The 16644-nt window shown below is 44.9% G+C and carries 17 protein-coding genes; all 17 read right to left on the reverse strand.

Going from position 1 to position 16644, the window contains the following annotated elements; translation table 11 throughout:
• Positions 1–612 precede the first annotated feature (612 nt).
• The gene (gene spo0A, locus GCA01S_RS06985; RefSeq protein ID WP_017435222.1) at positions 613–1392 is read right to left on the reverse strand and encodes a sporulation transcription factor Spo0A; all 780 of its coding nucleotides are present in this window, start codon (positions 1390–1392) and stop codon (positions 613–615) included.
• A gap of 306 nt (positions 1393–1698) precedes the next feature.
• Positions 1699–2991 (reverse strand): SpoIVB peptidase, encoded by a 1293-nt coding sequence (spoIVB, locus tag GCA01S_RS06990; RefSeq protein WP_042408504.1) that lies wholly within the window; start codon positions 2989–2991, stop codon positions 1699–1701.
• A gap of 125 nt (positions 2992–3116) precedes the next feature.
• Positions 3117–4838, reverse strand: coding sequence for a DNA repair protein RecN (recN, locus tag GCA01S_RS06995; protein ID WP_042408507.1), 1722 nt, complete (start codon positions 4836–4838; stop codon positions 3117–3119).
• A gap of 19 nt (positions 4839–4857) precedes the next feature.
• Positions 4858–5307 carry a transcriptional regulator AhrC/ArgR gene (gene ahrC / locus GCA01S_RS07000; protein ID WP_017435219.1) on the reverse strand — a complete coding sequence of 150 codons (450 nt, stop codon included), beginning with the start codon at positions 5305–5307 and terminating at the stop codon, positions 4858–4860.
• A 67-nt stretch (positions 5308–5374) separates the two neighbouring features.
• Positions 5375–6208, reverse strand: a complete 834-nt coding sequence (locus tag GCA01S_RS07005; protein ID WP_042408509.1) for a TlyA family RNA methyltransferase — start codon at positions 6206–6208, stop codon at positions 5375–5377.
• Positions 6209–6211: 3 nt separating this feature from the next.
• Positions 6212–8104: a 1-deoxy-D-xylulose-5-phosphate synthase gene (dxs, locus tag GCA01S_RS07010; protein ID WP_042408512.1), complete on the reverse strand. Its 1893-nt coding sequence runs from the start codon at positions 8102–8104 to the stop codon at positions 6212–6214.
• Between the two features lie 212 nt (positions 8105–8316).
• Positions 8317–9201, reverse strand: coding sequence for a polyprenyl synthetase family protein (locus GCA01S_RS07015; protein WP_174407481.1), 885 nt, complete (start codon positions 9199–9201; stop codon positions 8317–8319).
• 12 nt (positions 9202–9213) lie between these two features.
• The gene (locus GCA01S_RS07020) at positions 9214–9447 is read right to left on the reverse strand and encodes an exodeoxyribonuclease VII small subunit (protein WP_017435215.1); all 234 of its coding nucleotides are present in this window, start codon (positions 9445–9447) and stop codon (positions 9214–9216) included.
• A complete protein-coding gene (gene xseA / locus GCA01S_RS07025; RefSeq protein WP_042408518.1) occupies positions 9440–10795 on the reverse strand; it encodes an exodeoxyribonuclease VII large subunit in 1356 nt (451 codons plus the stop codon). Before xseA ends, GCA01S_RS07020 begins: the two co-directional genes overlap by 8 nt.
• Before the next feature lie 29 nt (positions 10796–10824).
• A complete protein-coding gene (gene folD / locus GCA01S_RS07030; RefSeq protein WP_017435213.1) occupies positions 10825–11679 on the reverse strand; it encodes a bifunctional methylenetetrahydrofolate dehydrogenase/methenyltetrahydrofolate cyclohydrolase FolD in 855 nt (284 codons plus the stop codon).
• Between the two features lie 18 nt (positions 11680–11697).
• Positions 11698–12096 carry a transcription antitermination factor NusB gene (gene nusB / locus GCA01S_RS07035; RefSeq protein ID WP_017435212.1) on the reverse strand — a complete coding sequence of 133 codons (399 nt, stop codon included), beginning with the start codon at positions 12094–12096 and terminating at the stop codon, positions 11698–11700.
• A gap of 245 nt (positions 12097–12341) precedes the next feature.
• On the reverse strand, positions 12342–12743 hold the full coding sequence (locus GCA01S_RS07040) for an Asp23/Gls24 family envelope stress response protein (RefSeq protein ID WP_017435211.1): 402 nt from the start codon (positions 12741–12743) through the stop codon (positions 12342–12344).
• Between the two features lie 14 nt (positions 12744–12757).
• Positions 12758–14110 carry an acetyl-CoA carboxylase biotin carboxylase subunit gene (gene accC, locus GCA01S_RS07045; RefSeq protein WP_042408522.1) on the reverse strand — a complete coding sequence of 451 codons (1353 nt, stop codon included), beginning with the start codon at positions 14108–14110 and terminating at the stop codon, positions 12758–12760.
• A gap of 15 nt (positions 14111–14125) precedes the next feature.
• A complete protein-coding gene (accB, locus tag GCA01S_RS07050; protein ID WP_017435209.1) occupies positions 14126–14644 on the reverse strand; it encodes an acetyl-CoA carboxylase biotin carboxyl carrier protein in 519 nt (172 codons plus the stop codon).
• Between the two features lie 150 nt (positions 14645–14794).
• Positions 14795–15367, reverse strand: a complete 573-nt coding sequence (locus tag GCA01S_RS07055; protein ID WP_042408571.1) for a SpoIIIAH-like family protein — start codon at positions 15365–15367, stop codon at positions 14795–14797.
• A gap of 25 nt (positions 15368–15392) precedes the next feature.
• On the reverse strand, positions 15393–16025 hold the full coding sequence (spoIIIAG, locus tag GCA01S_RS07060) for a stage III sporulation protein AG (RefSeq protein WP_017435207.1): 633 nt from the start codon (positions 16023–16025) through the stop codon (positions 15393–15395).
• Positions 16009–16644 carry a stage III sporulation protein AF gene (spoIIIAF, locus tag GCA01S_RS07065; RefSeq protein WP_017435206.1) on the reverse strand — a complete coding sequence of 212 codons (636 nt, stop codon included), beginning with the start codon at positions 16642–16644 and terminating at the stop codon, positions 16009–16011. Before spoIIIAF ends, spoIIIAG begins: the two co-directional genes overlap by 17 nt.

The following is a 16644-nucleotide window of genomic DNA, read 5'->3' on the forward strand; positions in this document are numbered from 1 at the left end:
TATTAACTTAAGGTCAATCGTGCGAGCAGGGTGGGCGGTTGAGCCTCCAATAAGGAGGGGAATCCGATGGACATGCCGACAGCAATGTTTATGATCTCGTTGGTAACGTTGGTCGTGTTGCTGATCGATAAAATAAAAAAGTAACCCACCCTGTGTTTGGCGGACGGAGGGTGGATTACTTTTCCTAAAAATCCCAATGAAGTTTTGCCAATCGCTCATCTTGTGACGTGCGATTGACTTAAACTGTGGTGTTGACACACACATATCATATTATATCATGCTTCCGAAGGTTAAAAAATATAAATCGATAAATTATTTTTACAAAGCGTTGAATTTCGCATCAGACGACGTATAAAAACATCTCTCGTTTGCTTCTGCGAGAGATGTTTTTTATTTTACGGCAATGATAAACTTAACAAATCCGCCAGTTGTCTCACCACCATCTGTCTAATTCCATATCAAAATCGGACAAAATCAAAACACCTCCTACTTACCGTTGTTTTGCCGGCAATAAGAGGTGTTTTCCTTTCGTATGCGTACGTATAAATATTTATCTGGCTTCATTTCGATATTGATCACTCGAAGCCATAAAACCTTTGATAATTAGCGCCTTTAAGAAGCCTTATGTTCCAATCTTAACTTATCTGCCACCATCGCGATAAATTCCGAGTTCGTCGGTTTTGCTTTTGACATGCTTACAGTGTAGCCGAATAAGGAAGAAATGGATTCAAGATTGCCGCGACTCCAGGCAACTTCAATCGCATGGCGGATCGCCCGTTCGACACGGCTAGCAGTGGTGTTGTATTTTTTCGCGATATCCGGATAGAGCACTTTTGTAATCGAGCCGAGCAATTCAATATCATGATACACCATGGCAATTGCTTCGCGTAAATATAAATACCCTTTAATATGAGCGGGAACGCCGATTTCATGGATGATGCTCGTAATGCTGGCATCCAAGTTTTTCGGCTTGTTGTCGCGCGCCTGGTAAGATGGAGCTGTCTTTTTCATGAGCGGCGTTGTTTTTCCATGAATTTGTCGGATATGATGCACCAAATTTTCCATATCAAACGGTTTTAAAATAAAGTAAGAGGCGCCAAGTTCAACTGCTTTTTTTGTTACATCCTCCTGGCCAAATGCCGTTAGCATAATGACGTTCGGCTGCTGCTTCAGCTTCGTGCGGATTTTTTCCAGCACCGCCAACCCGTCTAAATGTGGCATAATAATATCTAACAGCAAAATATCCGGTTGCTTTTCTTCGAGCATATATAAGCAATCTTGGCCATTATAAGCCGTGCCGATTACTTCCATATCGCTTTGGCTGGAAATATATTCCTCGAGCAGGCTAACTAATTCGCGATTATCGTCGGCGATACATACTTTAATTTTCAAGAATATCTTCCTCCCCACTCCCTATTTTTCATGCTGTGTAGAAAAATTCCATTTAGGTACATTCGACAATAGGATAACAAAATCCTTTTATTTTTTACAAAATATCAAAAAACAAATGATCAAAAAATTATAACAAAAATTGAGTGAATTTGACAATTGTAAATGGAAATCTTTACATTTTTGTCGAAAAATCCTTATACATTCATTTTATATAATGTTTCACCAAATATCTATGCAAAAAAAATGAATTTATTGACGTTTTTTATAAAATTTTTTACTGAATTGGAAAAAGGCAAGCTGAATCGATCAGCTTGCCTTTTTGTTCTGCTTGCCATATATATCAATTCCCGCTTCGTTCAGCATCCATTCAATATGAACGCCATATCCTGAAGTCGGATCATTCACAAATACGTGTGTAACAGCGCCAACTAATTTCCCGTCTTGAATGATCGGGCTTCCGCTCATTCCTTGAACGATTCCACCCGTCTTTTTCAATAGCCGCGGGTCGGTAACGCGGATAACCAAACCTTTAGTGGCCGGAAACTTTTGCGGAATGGTGCTGACAATTTCAATATCAAATTGCTCGACTTTGTTGTCTTCCACCACCGTCAATATTTTCGCTGGACCTTCTTTTACTTGGTTCGCTAAAGCAATGGGGATCGGTTTGGTAAAAATTCCGTTTTCCACTGGTTTCGTCAGCGTCCCAAAAATGCCGAACGGGCTGTTTTCTGTAATATTTCCAATGACTTCTTCATTCTCAGAAAATCGTGCTAATTTCTCCCCGGGATTGCCGCTGCTTCCTTTTTCAATCGACGTAACCGTTGATTTCATAATTTGCCCATTTTGCACGACAATCGGCTTTTTCGTATCCATGTCAGAAATGACATGGCCGAGTGCTCCGTATTTTTTCGAAATAGGATCATAAAAGGTCATCGTGCCAATTCCCGCTGCGGAATCGCGGATATATAGACCAATACGATAAGCGTGGTCATGTTTATCCTTGAGCGGAATCAATTTAGTCGTAAAGGAGTGTTGGTCACGCAGAACTTGGAGATGAAGCGGTTTTCCTGTTTTTCCTGCTTCCTCAATGAAAGGGGAGAGATCGCTCATCTTTTCAATTTTTTTGCCATTAATACCTGTAATTATATCTCCTACTTTAATTCCGGCTATTTCTCCCGGCGATTTTTTGCCGTTTTCGGTTTCGACGAGATGGTAGCCGACAACCAGAACTCCTACCGTATTTAACTTAACGCCAATCGATTGACCGCCAGGAATGACCTTTAACGTCGGCAGTACTTTTACATCCACTTGTTTGATCGGCACTCCGGCAACTTCTAATACCATTTTCTTTTCTCCACTTTGTTTTGCCTTTATAGAAAGCGAATGAGTCTGTCGCTGAACTTCTATTGATTTGGGAGCGTTTTTTACCGTTGCCTGAACTGGAAGTGCTGCGGTAGGAAATCGTACCGCTTCTCCTTCAAACAGAACGATTTGTTTTGGAATTTGTAAATATTCCTTCATCGGTTTAGACATGCCAATAATCATTAATAAAATAAGGAGAAACATCCCAACGATTTTTCGGATGGTTTCTGTATTCAATCTTGTTCACTCTCCTCGCTCCCACCTACACCCTTTAAAAGGCGGCTACAGTTTTAATTTTGCCTTAAACAGTGGAAATATAATCGATGGGTCTATAAAAAAAGCTACCCATAATGGATAGCCCTTCATTGTTTGATTTTTGTTGCTAGCTCAAGCAATTCTTTTGCATGTTTTTTTGTCAGCTCCGTAATTTCCACACCGGAAATCATCCGCCCAATTTCTTTTACTTTTTCTTCCTCTGTCAATGCTTTCACAAGCGTTTTCGTTCGGGTTCCGTCCGTTTCTTTTGCGATAAACAGATGCGTATCTGCCATTGCTGCTACTTGCGGCAAGTGGGAAATGCAGAGCACTTGCGAATCGATGGAAATGCGGTAAATCTTTTCGGCAATCGCTTGAGCCACACGGCCGCTGACGCCTGTATCCACTTCATCAAAAATGATCGATGTAACCCCCTGGTGTTTCGAGAAAATGCTTTTTAGCGCCAGCATGATGCGCGACAGCTCACCGCCGGAAGCAATTTTGGCAAGCGGTTTAAGTGGTTCGCCGACATTGGTGGAAATATAAAATTCGACCACATCCACGCCGTCTTCATGGAACTTGACGGGCACCCCGTCCAAAAGCGGCGCATCGAGCGGCCCTTCCCGCTTGGCAAATACGATGTCAAACTGCGTTTTTTCCATATATAGATCTTTTAGTTCCTGATGGATACGGTCGATTAACATTTTTGCATATTTTTTGCGGACATTGGTTACGTTTTTTGCTTCAATTAATAAATCTTCCGTCACCGATTTTAGTTCTTTCTGCAACTCATCAACATGGATTTCCCGGTTTCGAATCGTATCAATTTCTTCGCTAATTTTTTCCGCGTATTGCAAAATTTCTTCAATCGTCGGGCCGTATTTTCGTTTTAATTGATTAATCTCGCCTAGGCGGCTTTCGATGAGGTCGAGACGGTATGGATCATATTCTAATTGTTCAAGTTGATCGCGCAATTTATACATGATGTCTTCTAATAAATAATAGCTATTGGCGATCGTTTCATACACTTCCTTTAGCTCCGGATCAATGGAAGCAACATCGTCTAAATGGCTCATCGCCAGCCCTATCCAATCGAGGCCGCGCTGCTCGCCAGACAGCGCTTCATAGCTATGTTTCAAGGCTTCGTAAATTTTTTGGAAATTAACGATTTTTACTTTTTCCTCCATCAATTGTTCGTCTTCATTTGGCTGCAAATTCGCCTGCTGAATTTCATTAAGCTGGAACGTCAACAAATCAAGTCGATGGGCCATTTGCTGTTCATTTTCATTTAATTTTTTCAGCTTCTTCCGCAATTGTTCATATTTCTCATAAACCGAGCGGTATTCGGCAAGCGCTTCTGCAATTTCCGCTCCCCCGAATTCATCCAGTAGCGGAAGATGCCGGGCCGGATCCATCAATTCTTGATGTTCATGCTGCCCGTGAATATCAACGAGCGTCGAACCAATCTCCCGCAATACCGCTGTCGTTACTAATTTTCCGTTTACGCGGCATACGCTTTTTCCGGTCGCGAAAATTTCGCGGCGTAGCACGACCATTCCCTCGCTAATATCGATGCCGACTTCGGCGCATTTGCCATAACACGGATGAGTTTCATCGTTTAATAAAAAAAGTCCCTCTATTTCCGCCTTTTCTTCTCCATAACGGACAAATTCTGCGGAACCGCGGCCGCCAATCAGCAAATAAATGGCATCAATAATAATCGATTTTCCTGCTCCCGTTTCCCCTGTTAATACTGTTAGCCCTTTCTCAAACGAAATCGACAGCGATTCGATAATGGCGAAATTTTTTATGGATAATTCCGCAAGCAAAGGGAATCACCACCTCTATTTAAAGCATTTCCATCAACTGTTTTGACACCTTTTTTGCATCTTTTTCCGTGCGGCAAATAATGAGGCATGTATCATCGCCGCAAATCGTGCCGACGATTTCGTTCCAATCCAAATTATCCAATAAAACACCGATGGCATGCGCATTCCCCGGCAACGTTTTTAAAACAAGCAAGTTTCCGGCCCCATCCAATTTGACAAACACATCTACTAAAACGCGTTTGAGTTTTTGCACCGGATTGAAGCGCTGATCAGAAGGCAGGCTGTATTTATAGCGCCCGTTGGCCATCGGCACCTTGACAAGCTGCATTTCTTTGATATCCCTTGATACCGTCGCCTGCGTTACGTTAAACCCTGCTTTCTTCAGCATATCGACTAATTCATCTTGCGTTTCGATGTCGTGAGTCATAATAATTTCGCGAATTTTAATGTGCCTTTGTCCTTTGTTCAAATCCGCCACCTCACCAAAATAATGTCACGGTAAAAACGGGAATAACAACAACCGTTATTCCCTTTTCTTAAGCAGAACTGTTTTTTAGCTGTACATGGGCTTCTTTTACCACTTCAGCGACCGTCTCTACCAAATGATTCTCTCCTTCTTCATGATTTCCCGGAAAGCGAAGGTGGAGCAAAAATTCAATATTGCCATCGCCGCCGGTAATCGGAGAATAAGATATATCCATGACATCAAATCCTTCACGAAGGGCAAACGCTATGATCGACTCCAACACTTCCTCGTGCACGGCCGGATCGCGAACGATCCCCTTTTTGCCGACTTTTTCCCGCCCCGCTTCAAACTGCGGCTTTACCAGCGCGATGACGTCGCTGCCGGGTACCAGTACCGTTTTTAATACCGGCAATATTAATTTCAAAGAAATAAAGGAAACATCGATCGTCGCAAATTGTGGAAGCCCTTTCGTAAAATAATCCGGCGTAACGTAGCGGAAATTGGTCCGCTCCATCACGACGACGCGCTCGTCTTGGCGCAGTTTCCACGCCAATTGATTATAGCCGACATCAAGCGCGTAAGATAGTTTTGCGCCGTGCTGCAAGGCGCAATCGGTAAACCCACCGGTAGATGCCCCAATATCTAAAACAATTTTATCTTTGACGCTGACGTCAAACGTACGCAGCGCTTTTTCCAATTTTAAGCCGCCGCGGCTGACATACGGAATAGCGTTTCCTTTCACCGTTAGCGGGATGTCTACGGGCACCTTTTCTCCGGGCTTGTCTAAGCGGACTTCATTCGAATAAACAAGTCCAGCCATAATCGCACGTTTTGCTTTTTCCCGTGTTTCCATTAAGCCGCGTTCTACCAATAGCACATCTAGACGTTCTTTTTTCGCTTTCATCTCTCATGCCCTTTTTTGCTTTTTTGGTATGATCGTTTTGACTCGATCAATAATATGAGAAGTGGTTAAGCCGATTTCATTGAGCAGCTCTTTGACACTGCCATGTTCAATAAAACGATCAGGAATGCCCATGCGGTTAATCACTGCTTGATGGTAGCCATGATCATGGGCAAACTCCAAAACAGCGCTGCCAAATCCGCCCTGTAGTACCGCTTCTTCAATTGTTAAAATCGGTACATTGCTTTCCAGCAAATCGTGCAGCATTTTTTCATCCATTGGCTTAATGAAGCGGGCATTGACGACCTTTACAGAAACATTTTCTTTCGCCAACTTCTCCGCCGCCTCAAGCGCCATGGAAATCGTCGTACCGAATGTTAAAATCGCCAGATCGCTGCCTTCACGCAATACTTCCCATGTGCCGATCGGAATTTCCTTGAGTTCCTCATCCAATTTCACGCCAAGCCCATTGCCGCGCGGAAAGCGAAGTGCGATCGGCCCGTCGTCATATTGGATGGCCGTATATACCATGTGCTGGCCTTCGTTTTCGTCTTTTGGCATCATAATGACAAGGTTCGGAATGTGTCGCAAAAAGGCGATATCAAACACTCCTTGATGCGTTTCCCCGTCCGCACCGACAAGCCCGGCACGGTCAATCGCAAAAAAGACGTTTAAGTTTTGCCGGCACACATCATGAACAACTTGGTCATACGCCCGCTGCAAAAATGTCGAATAAATCGCCAAAAACGGCTTCATTCCTTGCGTCGCCAGACCTGCCGCGAGCGTTGTCGCATGCTGTTCGGCAATTCCGACATCAAACATCCGATCCGGGAATTCGCTTGCAAACCCTTCTAATTTCGAGCCGACCGGCATCGCCGGTGTAATCGCGACAATTCGCTTATCGGTGCGCGCCAGCTTCCGCACCGTTTCGCTGACAAGTTCGCTCCACGACGGGGCCGTCTCCACCGGTTTTAGAAAATCGCCAGTTTCGATTTTATACGGGCCGGTGCCGTGCCAAGTTCCTACTTTATCATTTTCTGCCGGACTATACCCTTTTCCTTTTTTCGTAATCACATGGAGAAGCACCGGGCCTTTTGTCTTTTTGGCGTAACGCAAATTTTCGAACAAATCATCGAAATTATGGCCATCAACAGGGCCAAGGTACGTAAATCCTAATTCCTCAAAAAAAACACCGGAAACAAGCAAATATTTCAGGCTGTCTTTAATGCGCTCCGCCGTTGCCGCCAATTTGCCGCCGACAGCCGGAATTCGTTTTAATAACAACTCTAATTCATCTTTGACCCATTGATATTTCCCTGCTGTCCGCAGACGCCCAAGCACATTGTGAAGCGCGCCAACATTCGGAGCGATCGACATCTCATTATCGTTTAAAACGACAATAATATCTTTTTTCTCATGCCCGATATGATTGAGCGCCTCAAGCGCCATGCCGCCCGTCAGCGCCCCATCACCGATAATCGGAACGATATATTCATCCGTTCCCTTCAAATCGCGGGCAATGGCCATTCCCATCGCTGCGGATAGCGATGTGGAACTATGACCCGTTTCCCATACGTCATGTTCGCTTTCGCTTCGTTTTGGAAATCCGGACAGCCCCTTGTACTGCCGCAATGTATCAAATTCGGCGGCACGTCCCGTTAAAATTTTATGAACATATGCCTGATGGCCGACGTCCCAAATTAGCTTGTCCTTTGGACTGTCAAACTCTTTATGAAGCGCAATCGTCAGCTCGACGACGCCTAGGTTTGGGCCGATATGCCCGCCTGTTTTCGACAGCTTTTCAATTAAAAATTTGCGAATATCAGCGCTTAGCTCAATGAGTTGCTTTGTCGACATATTTTTTAAAAAGCGCGGATTTTCGATTTTCGTAACATCCAAACGAGATCACTCGCTTTCGTTTTTATCCTTTCCTCTAACCACGTTGCTATAATAAGAAGTTAGTTATTATTATACATGATTGGACATAAAAAATCGATTTTTGTTAGTAAGAGAAAAAGAGCCGCTAACACGAATGTGATAACGGCATACAAGGAAAAACTCTCATTATTTCACTATAACATATTAGTTTGCAATCAGCAATGAACACTGTGTTAATGGTCGCGTGTAGCAACTAAATCACAAATATATTGCAATACGTCATCCTTCACTCCTGCTTTTTGCAAACAGCGCTTTGCCTCGGCAATGTGCAAAGCTAACTTCCCTTTCGCTCCCTCCATCGTCAATAACGACGGATATGTCACTTTTTTCTTTTCCACATCGCTGCCGACCCGTTTGCCAATCTTATCTTCCGAACCTTCAATATCGAGAATATCATCGCGAATTTGAAAAGCAAGGCCAAGATGGGAGGCAAATTCATATAAATCACGTTGCTGTCTTTCGCTAGCCCCAGCAAGCAATGCGCCTGCCAATACGCTGTATTGCAGCATTTTTCCGGTTTTATGGCGATGGATATATTCGAGCTGTGCAAGCGACAGTTCCCGACCTTCTCCTTCGATATCAGCAACTTGTCCCGCGACCATTCCTTCCGGCCCCGCCGCTTTCGCCAGCTCTTCGATTAAACGAATTTGGACTTCCGGTGCGATGCGGTCATCCTTCATCTCTGCGATAACCTGAAACGCGTATGTCAGCAATCCGTCTCCAGCCAAAATCGCCATCGCCTCGCCAAACACTTTATGGTTTGTCGGTTTGCCGCGCCGCAAATCGTCGTCATCCATGCTCGGCAAGTCATCATGAATTAATGAGTATGTATGGAGCATCTCAATCGCACAGGCGACGGGAAGGCCAATATCCGGATCTTTTTCAAACGAATGCAAAGTGGCAAACAGAAGCAGCGGTCGAATCCGCTTCCCGCCTGCTTCCAGCGAGTACGCCATCGCCTGTTTCAGCGTATCAGGCGCTTGCAGCCTTGCAATATAACGCGGCAGCGTTGCTTCCAAACGCTGTTTTTGCTGCTGCAAAAATTGTTCTACTGCCATCCGGTTCAAGCGTTATTCCTCCTCCTGCATCGAGAAAGGAGCGAGCTGTCCATCCTCTCGCAAAATATATTCCATCTGCTTTTCGACATGCTGCAGTTTATCGTGACAAAGCTTGGAAAGTCTCATTCCTTCTTGAAAAAAAGAAATCGCCTGTTCCAGCGGCACATTTCCTTCTTCTAATTTTTCGACGATCTCTTCTAACTTTTGTATTGCTTCTTCAAACGTCAGTTCTTTTTCCTCACTCATGTAGCTGCTTCTCCTCCATTCCCCATACGTGGCAGTCAATTTGTCCATCTTGCAAGCGTACTTGAATCATATCTCCGATCTGAAGCTGGCGAATGCTTTTTACAAGTTCCTTTTTTTCATTATAAACTAAGCTATACCCTCGCTCCATAATTTTCAGCGGACTAAGCGCATGCAAATGGGAAACAAGCGATGCAAAACGAAGCTCGTGTTGATGCATAATCGTACGCATCTCTTTTTCCAGTGTTTTCGCCAATGATTGCTGTTTTTCTTTCATTCTCGAAAGCTGTTCAGCCGGATGGTAGCGCAACAAAGTCAAGCGCAGCTGTTCAAGCCGTTCGCGCTGTTTATCGAACATCCGCTCGGTATGACGCTGCAATCGTTCCAGCAAAGCGTCTAGCTGCTGTTCTTTTTGTTCATACAGTTTTTCCGGGTATCGAAAGGCGTAGGACTTTTGCACACGTGACAGCCGTTCTGATTCCATCGCTATTTTTTCTTTCATGGCGCGTATAAGCCGAACTCTTCTCTGGGAAATACGTTCAATCAGCTCGGTTATATGCGGTACGGCCAATTCCGCCGCACCCGTTGGGGTTGGTGCGCGCAAGTCGGCAACAAAATCAGCGATCGTAAAGTCAGTCTCATGGCCAACCGCAGAAATAATCGGCACTTCGGAGGCAAAAATGGCGCGGGCGACGATTTCCTCATTAAACGCCCATAATTCTTCAATCGAGCCGCCTCCGCGACCGACAATCAGAACATCAATATAGCCAAGTTCATTCGCTTTTTCGATGGAACGGACGATTGATTCTGCCGCATGTTCCCCTTGAACGAGCGTCGGAAATAAAATGATCGTGGCAATCGGATAACGGCGCCGAATCGTTGTGATAATATCGCGGATCGCCGCTCCGGTCGGCGAAGTGGCGACTCCGATATAGCGTGGGAAGGCGGGAAGCGGCTTTTTATGCTGCGGCGAAAACAATCCTTCCGCCTCAAGCCGCTTTTTTAGCTGTTCATACGCCAAATATAAATTTCCGATTCCTTCCGGCTGCATTTCTTTTACGTAAATTTGATAGTTTCCGCTCGGCTCGTAAACGGAAATCTCGCCGCGAACGAGCACTTTCATGCCATCTTCCGGACGAAAATGCAAATATTGATTATATCCGGCAAACATGACCGCCTGAATGCGGGCTTGTTCATCTTTCAGCGTAAAATACATATGGCCGCGAGAATGATATTTAAAATTGGAAATTTCCCCTTTAATCCACAAATCGCGCAAATGCGGATCCACATCAAACTTGCGTTTAATGTATTTCGTCAGCGCTCCGACGGTTACATATTTTATCTCTGCCACCGCTTTAACCCTCTCTTATGGAATGAACTTTACCGGTGCATAAGCTCCTTTGCCGCTTCAATCGTATTATGAAGCAGCATCGTAATCGTCATCGGCCCGACCCCTTTTGGAACCGGTGTAATGTAACTTGCTACTTCCTTTACTTCATCGAAATTGACATCTCCGCACAGCTTTCCATTTTCCAGCCGGTTTACGCCGACATCAATGACCACCGCCCCTGGTTTGACATAATCAGCGCCAATCAACCGTGCTTTGCCGACAGCAACGATTAAAATATCGGCCTGACGCGTAATGGCAGCTAAATTGTTTGTTTTCGAATGGCAATACGTCACCGTCGCATGCTCGCGCAAAAACAGCTGTCCAACCGGCTTACCGACAATGTTGCTGCGGCCGACAACAACCACATGTTTCCCTGCAATATCCACGCCGATCGATTTCACCATTACTAAAATACCATATGGCGTACAAGGGAGAAACGCTTTTTGTCCGACCATCATTCTGCCGACGTTAATAGGATGAAACCCATCCACATCTTTTTCTGGAGAGATTGTTTCAATCACTTTTAGCTCGTTAATATGGCTAGGAAGCGGAAGCTGCACTAAAATGCCGTGCACGGATGGATCGGCGTTCAATTCTTGAATTTTTTCTAATAAAAATTGTTCCGTAATCGTCGCCGGAAACGTCAACAGTGTTGAACGAATGCCGACTTCCGCACACGCTTTTTGCTTTCCTTTTACGTAAGAATGGGAAGCGGGATCATCGCCGACAAGAATGACCGCAAGCCCCGGCTCGATTCCTTTTTGCTTTAGCACCTCTACTTCTTTTGCCAATTGTCCTCTTATTTCCTTTGCCAGCTCGGCGCCGCTAATGATTTGTGCTGTCATGGGCAACCTTTCTCCTTTCTATTCTTGAATATGCAATGCATCTTTTACTTTCGAAAGCACACCGTTGACAAAACTCCCTGATTTCGTATCGCCAAATTTTTTGGCTAATTCAACAGCCTCATCTAGGCTCACTTTGACAGGAACATCATCGACATATTTCATTTCATAAGTGGCCATGCGCAAAATCGCGCGGTCGACATTCGCTACCCGCTCTAATGTCCATTTTTCCAGGTTGGCGCGCAGCAATTCGTCAATTTCTTGCTGATGTTCCACCACGCCATACACAAGCTGCTGCAAAAACGGGTCCGCTTCTTTTCCTCCTGTCACGTTTTGCAGCGCCTCCTCCGGAGGGATGTGGCCTACATCGACTTGAAATAATGCCTGCAGCGCCTTTTCCCGAGCTTCATGCCTCTTCATTTTGCTCCTCCTTTCCAAACACGAACATTTATATCAGAATCATACCATATTTTTCGGATAAAAGGCACTCCCCTACGCACAAATCATTAGCCTTGATTTTTTTATTTATTTTGGAACATCCATTCGTCTCCTTATGCTTCGAGGCCTCTTTGCAAAAAGGCTCGTTCAATACAATAACAAACTTTCGGCAAAAATACAAAAACAAAAGGGCACGATCGCCTCAAGCGAATGCGCCCTTTTCCGATTTATCCCTGCTCCACTTCCTGTTCCTGCTTTGCTGTTTCAAACTGAATACCGACAATATGAACGTTGACTTCGCTCGTTTCCAGCCCCGTCATGTTAAACAATGCTTGGCGGACGTTTTCCTGCACTTTTTTGGCTACATTCGGAATCGATGCGCCAAATTGAACAAGACAGTAAATATCAATGGCCACGCCGTCATCCCGTAAATCGACTTTGACGCCTTTGCCATGATTTTTCTTGCCAAACCGCTCGACAACACCAGCGGCAAAGTTGCCTCGCATTTGCGCGATTCCTTCCACCTCGCTGGCGGCGATTCCCGCGATCACTTCAATCACTTCCGGGGCGATTTCCACTTTTCCTAATGTGCCATGATCTTGCTCCATCTCAAAAATATGTTCTGACATGATACCACCTCCCGTCATGACTTCATAATATCATATAACTCCAAAAACTTTGTATTAAACTCGCCACTCACAAATTTTTCGTGTTCAAATAATTTTATGTGAAACGGAATCGTTGTATGAATGCCATCGATAATAAACTCGCTTAACGCCCGTTTCATACGGGCGATCGCTTCCTCACGCGTAGGGGCGTGCACAATCAGTTTCGCGATCATCGAGTCGTAATAAGGCGGGATCGTATAGCCAGGGTACGCAGCGGAATCGACCCGTACTCCCAAGCCTCCCGGCGGCAAATACATTTCTATTTTGCCCGGTGATGGCATAAAGTTTTTCGCTGGATTTTCCGCATTAATCCGGCATTCGATCGCCCAGCCGTTAAAGGTGACTTCCTCTTGGGTCAGCGACAGTTTTTCGCCGGAGGCGATGCGGATTTGTTCTTTTACTAAATCCACCCCCGTAATTAATTCCGTCACTGGGTGTTCTACTTGAATGCGTGTGTTCATTTCCATAAAGTAAAATTTTTTCGCATTATGGTCAAAAATAAATTCTACCGTGCCGGCGCCGGTGTAGTTCACCGCGCGGGCCGCCTGTACCGCCGCTTCTCCCATCTGCTTGCGAGTTTCTTCATCAAGCGCCGGCGACGGCGCCTCTTCGACCAGCTTTTGCAGGCGGCGTTGAATCGAGCAATCCCGCTCGCCAAGATGAATCACATTTCCGTAGGAGTCAGCCAGCACTTGAATTTCCACATGGCGGAAGTCTTCAATATATTTTTCAATATATACGCCCGGATTGCCAAATGCGGTAGCCGCTTCCTGCTGTGTAATGTTAATGCCTTTAATGAGTTCTTGCTCATTTCTGGCTACGCGAATGCCTTTGCCGCCGCCGCCTGCCGTCGCTTTAATAATGACCGGATAGCCAATCTCATTGGCAATGGCAAGCGCTTCGTCGATATTTTCAATAACGCCCTTTGATCCAGGAACGACCGGCACTCCTGCTTCCCGCATCGTCTCGCGGGCAATATCTTTAATCCCCATTTTTGTAATCGCTTCCGGACTCGGACCGATAAACGTGATATTGCATTCACGGCAAAGTTCGGCAAACGCCGCGTTTTCTGCCAAAAACCCGTATCCCGGATGAATCGCATCGCATCCTGTTAATGTAGCGACGCTCATGATGTTGGTGAAATTTAAATAGCTGTCCTTGGAAGCGGTCGGTCCGATGCAGTACGCTTCATCGGCGAGCTGGACGTGCAGCGCCTCGCGGTCTGCTTCAGAGAAAACAGCCACCGTTTCAATTCCCAGCTCTTTGCAGGCGCGAATAATGCGAACGGCGATTTCCCCGCGGTTGGCAATTAATACTTTTTTGATCATCGCTCGTTCTCTCCCTTATTCAGGCTTTACCAAAAATAGAGGTTGTCCATACTCAACAAGCTGTCCATTTTGGACAAGCACTTCGACAATCTCCCCGTTTACCTCTGCCTCGATTTCATTAAATAGCTTCATCGCTTCAATAATGCAGACGACCGTATCTTTTTGCACTTTATCTCCCACTTTGACGTATGGAGGGGCATCTGGGGACGGCGCAGCGTAAAACGTACCGACCATCGGCGAAGTGATTTTATGTAAGTTTTCTGTATTTTCCGTCTTTGGCTTCGGCGCTTCTTGTGGTATTGTTTCCACTTGCACATTAGCCGCTTGCACTGGCGCCTGCACCTGTGGTTTTGCTTCTTCTGCTGCCGGCTTCGCTATCGGCTCTGCCGGCGGTGCCGCAACCACTGCCTGGACTGGTGCTCCTGCCGCAGCTTTTTTCATATGTACTTTCGTTCCATCTTGTTCATAAACAAATTCGTCAATGCTTGATTGATCAATTAAACGGATCAATTCGCGGATTTCTTGGATTTTCATTTTCCTCACACCTTTCTACGATACAAAGTGTTAAGTTTTTTGTCTGCTAGTTATAAAATCTACTCATAACGATTATACACATAATAATCACACAATAAAAAGGTTTTTTATCATAAAAAAGAAGCTGCCCTTGGTAAGAGCAGCTTTTCATTATCCAGCCGGCTGAAATTCAACCGCTACATCATTGGCTTCCGGAATTTCACTTTTTACCATATGGATCACTTCGTTGGCCGATTTCTTGGAATGCTCTTTTGCTTTAATCGTTACTCGCACTTGGTCATCTTCCGCGCGCACCAATACATCCTCATAGCCGCCTTTCGATTTGATTAATGTTTCTAACGTTGCCTCTTTTTCCGCTAACGCCTGAAGCTTTTCAATTTTATCCATCGCTTCGCTTTTTTGTTGTGCGGTGGCATTGGCGGAAGCAACAATAGCATTTAATTGGTCGCGCAGACGGCTGCGCTCATCCTCAATTTGCATGCGGAGCGCAGTAAACATATCATCACTGGAAGTGCTGGAAGTGACTTTTCCATCTGTCGTTTCCATTTCTTCTACCGCCACATCGGCTTGATCTTTATTGCTTTCTTTTTGTTTCGTTGCATCTTCATGGCTCGTAAAAGCGATATTGTCATTCATATCTTTTGGCGCTGTTACATAATACACCGACAAAACAACAACTAAACTTAACATCGTTAATAGCCAAACCGTCTGTTTTCTTAACATCATAACCATCCTCCCCCAAATCCTATTATTTTTTCGGCAATACGGCAACGCGGTAGCTTGGAACGTTTAACACGCGCGTCACTGCCTCGACAATCCATTTCTTTATTTGCAAGTTATCCGCACCTTTCGCGACTACTAACACTCCGCGAATTTCCGGCTTTTTCGTTGTCAAGACGATCGGTGTTTCGTTATCGCCATCACGGACAATGACAACTTCGTCATTCGTAGAGTTGTTTTCAATCTTCCGTTTTCCTCCTTCACGGTCCGTTTCTTCGGTCGTTTGTTGCTGAGAAACGCGGTTTTTCTCTAATATTTTCGTTTCTGTTGTATCGAGATTGACGACAACGGTGACATCTTCTACTCCCTCAATCGCTTCGAGCGCTGTTTTTAGCTCTTTTTCATAGCGTTCTTCATAAGCGGCGATCGCTTTCGATTTTGTCTCTTGTTTGATTCCAAAAGCAGGTTCTGCTTGCTGCGATGATGGCGCGGCTGTTTCTTTATGAACGGATGCCACTTCCTCTTCCTTCGAAAAATGGCTCATCACCATAAGCCCAATCCCTACTAATAACAGCAAGACGATATACGAAAAAGGCGTTTTCTTCTGTTCGTCTGCTTCTTTTTTTGGCGATGAGAAAAAACGTTTAATGAGCTCGCGCATCCCCCCATTCCCTCCCTTTGACTACCACCGCAATTTTATTTTCATCGACTTCCCATTTGCCTGCTAAAAAAGTGCGTAGTTCTTTTTCTAGTTGAAGATTGCTATCTGGTGAATGGACCGGCCTTGATGTGTCAATTACCACAGGCTGAATCCTTTCCGGCGTCTCTTGTTTGGAAAGCACTACTTCAATCGTTTCAATGTCTCTCGGAATTTGTAAATCCTCTTTTTCTTTTACTTGCAGAGAGACGTCTTCCACGCTTAATCCATATTCCTTCATCAACTCCCCATCTACCTGTTTTTTCATCTGGACAGCCATTTGTTCTAAAATATATGCACGTTGTGAGGCTTGTATTTCTTTTTTCTTCATTTCCATTTCATTTTTTATCATTCCTTGTTCATTCCCCTTTTCCGATAGACTGGATATGGCAGAGGCGACGAGACGGTCAGGATGGATGGACATAAGCTGCAAAATCGGTGATAGCATGAGCAACAGCAAAATGAGTCCCACTACCATTTTTACGTACTTCTGCATGTTGCTAGAGGGAAGCAGAAAATCAATGATGGTCGCAAATAAAATAAAAATAAGAATATTGGTGATCCATTCCGTTACAAATTGCAT

The sequence above is a fragment of the Parageobacillus caldoxylosilyticus NBRC 107762 genome, assembly GCF_000632715.1.
Taxonomy (GTDB): domain Bacteria; phylum Bacillota; class Bacilli; order Bacillales; family Anoxybacillaceae; genus Saccharococcus; species Saccharococcus caldoxylosilyticus.

Coding starts and splice junctions, on each gene's coding strand:
- GCA01S_RS07005 (WP_042408509.1), bottom strand. CDS start 6,208: ATGAAAGCGAAAAAAGAACGTCTAGATGTGCTATTGGTAGAACGCGGC.
- GCA01S_RS07015 (WP_174407481.1), bottom strand. CDS start 9,201: ATGGCAGTAGAACAATTTTTGCAGCAGCAAAAACAGCGTTTGGAAGCA.
- GCA01S_RS07040 (WP_017435211.1), bottom strand. CDS start 12,743: ATGTCAGAACATATTTTTGAGATGGAGCAAGATCATGGCACATTAGGA.
- nusB (WP_017435212.1), bottom strand. CDS start 12,096: ATGAAGAGGCATGAAGCTCGGGAAAAGGCGCTGCAGGCATTATTTCAA.
- folD (WP_017435213.1), bottom strand. CDS start 11,679: ATGACAGCACAAATCATTAGCGGCGCCGAGCTGGCAAAGGAAATAAGA.
- spoIIIAF (WP_017435206.1), bottom strand. CDS start 16,644: ATGCAATTTGTAACGGAATGGATCACCAATATTCTTATTTTTATTTTA.
- GCA01S_RS07055 (WP_042408571.1), bottom strand. CDS start 15,367: ATGTTAAGAAAACAGACGGTTTGGCTATTAACGATGTTAAGTTTAGTT.
- GCA01S_RS07020 (WP_017435215.1), bottom strand. CDS start 9,447: ATGAGTGAGGAAAAAGAACTGACGTTTGAAGAAGCAATACAAAAGTTA.
- accB (WP_017435209.1), bottom strand. CDS start 14,644: ATGAAAATCCAAGAAATCCGCGAATTGATCCGTTTAATTGATCAATCA.
- accC (WP_042408522.1), bottom strand. CDS start 14,110: ATGATCAAAAAAGTATTAATTGCCAACCGCGGGGAAATCGCCGTTCGC.
- spoIIIAG (WP_017435207.1), bottom strand. CDS start 16,025: ATGCGCGAGCTCATTAAACGTTTTTTCTCATCGCCAAAAAAAGAAGCA.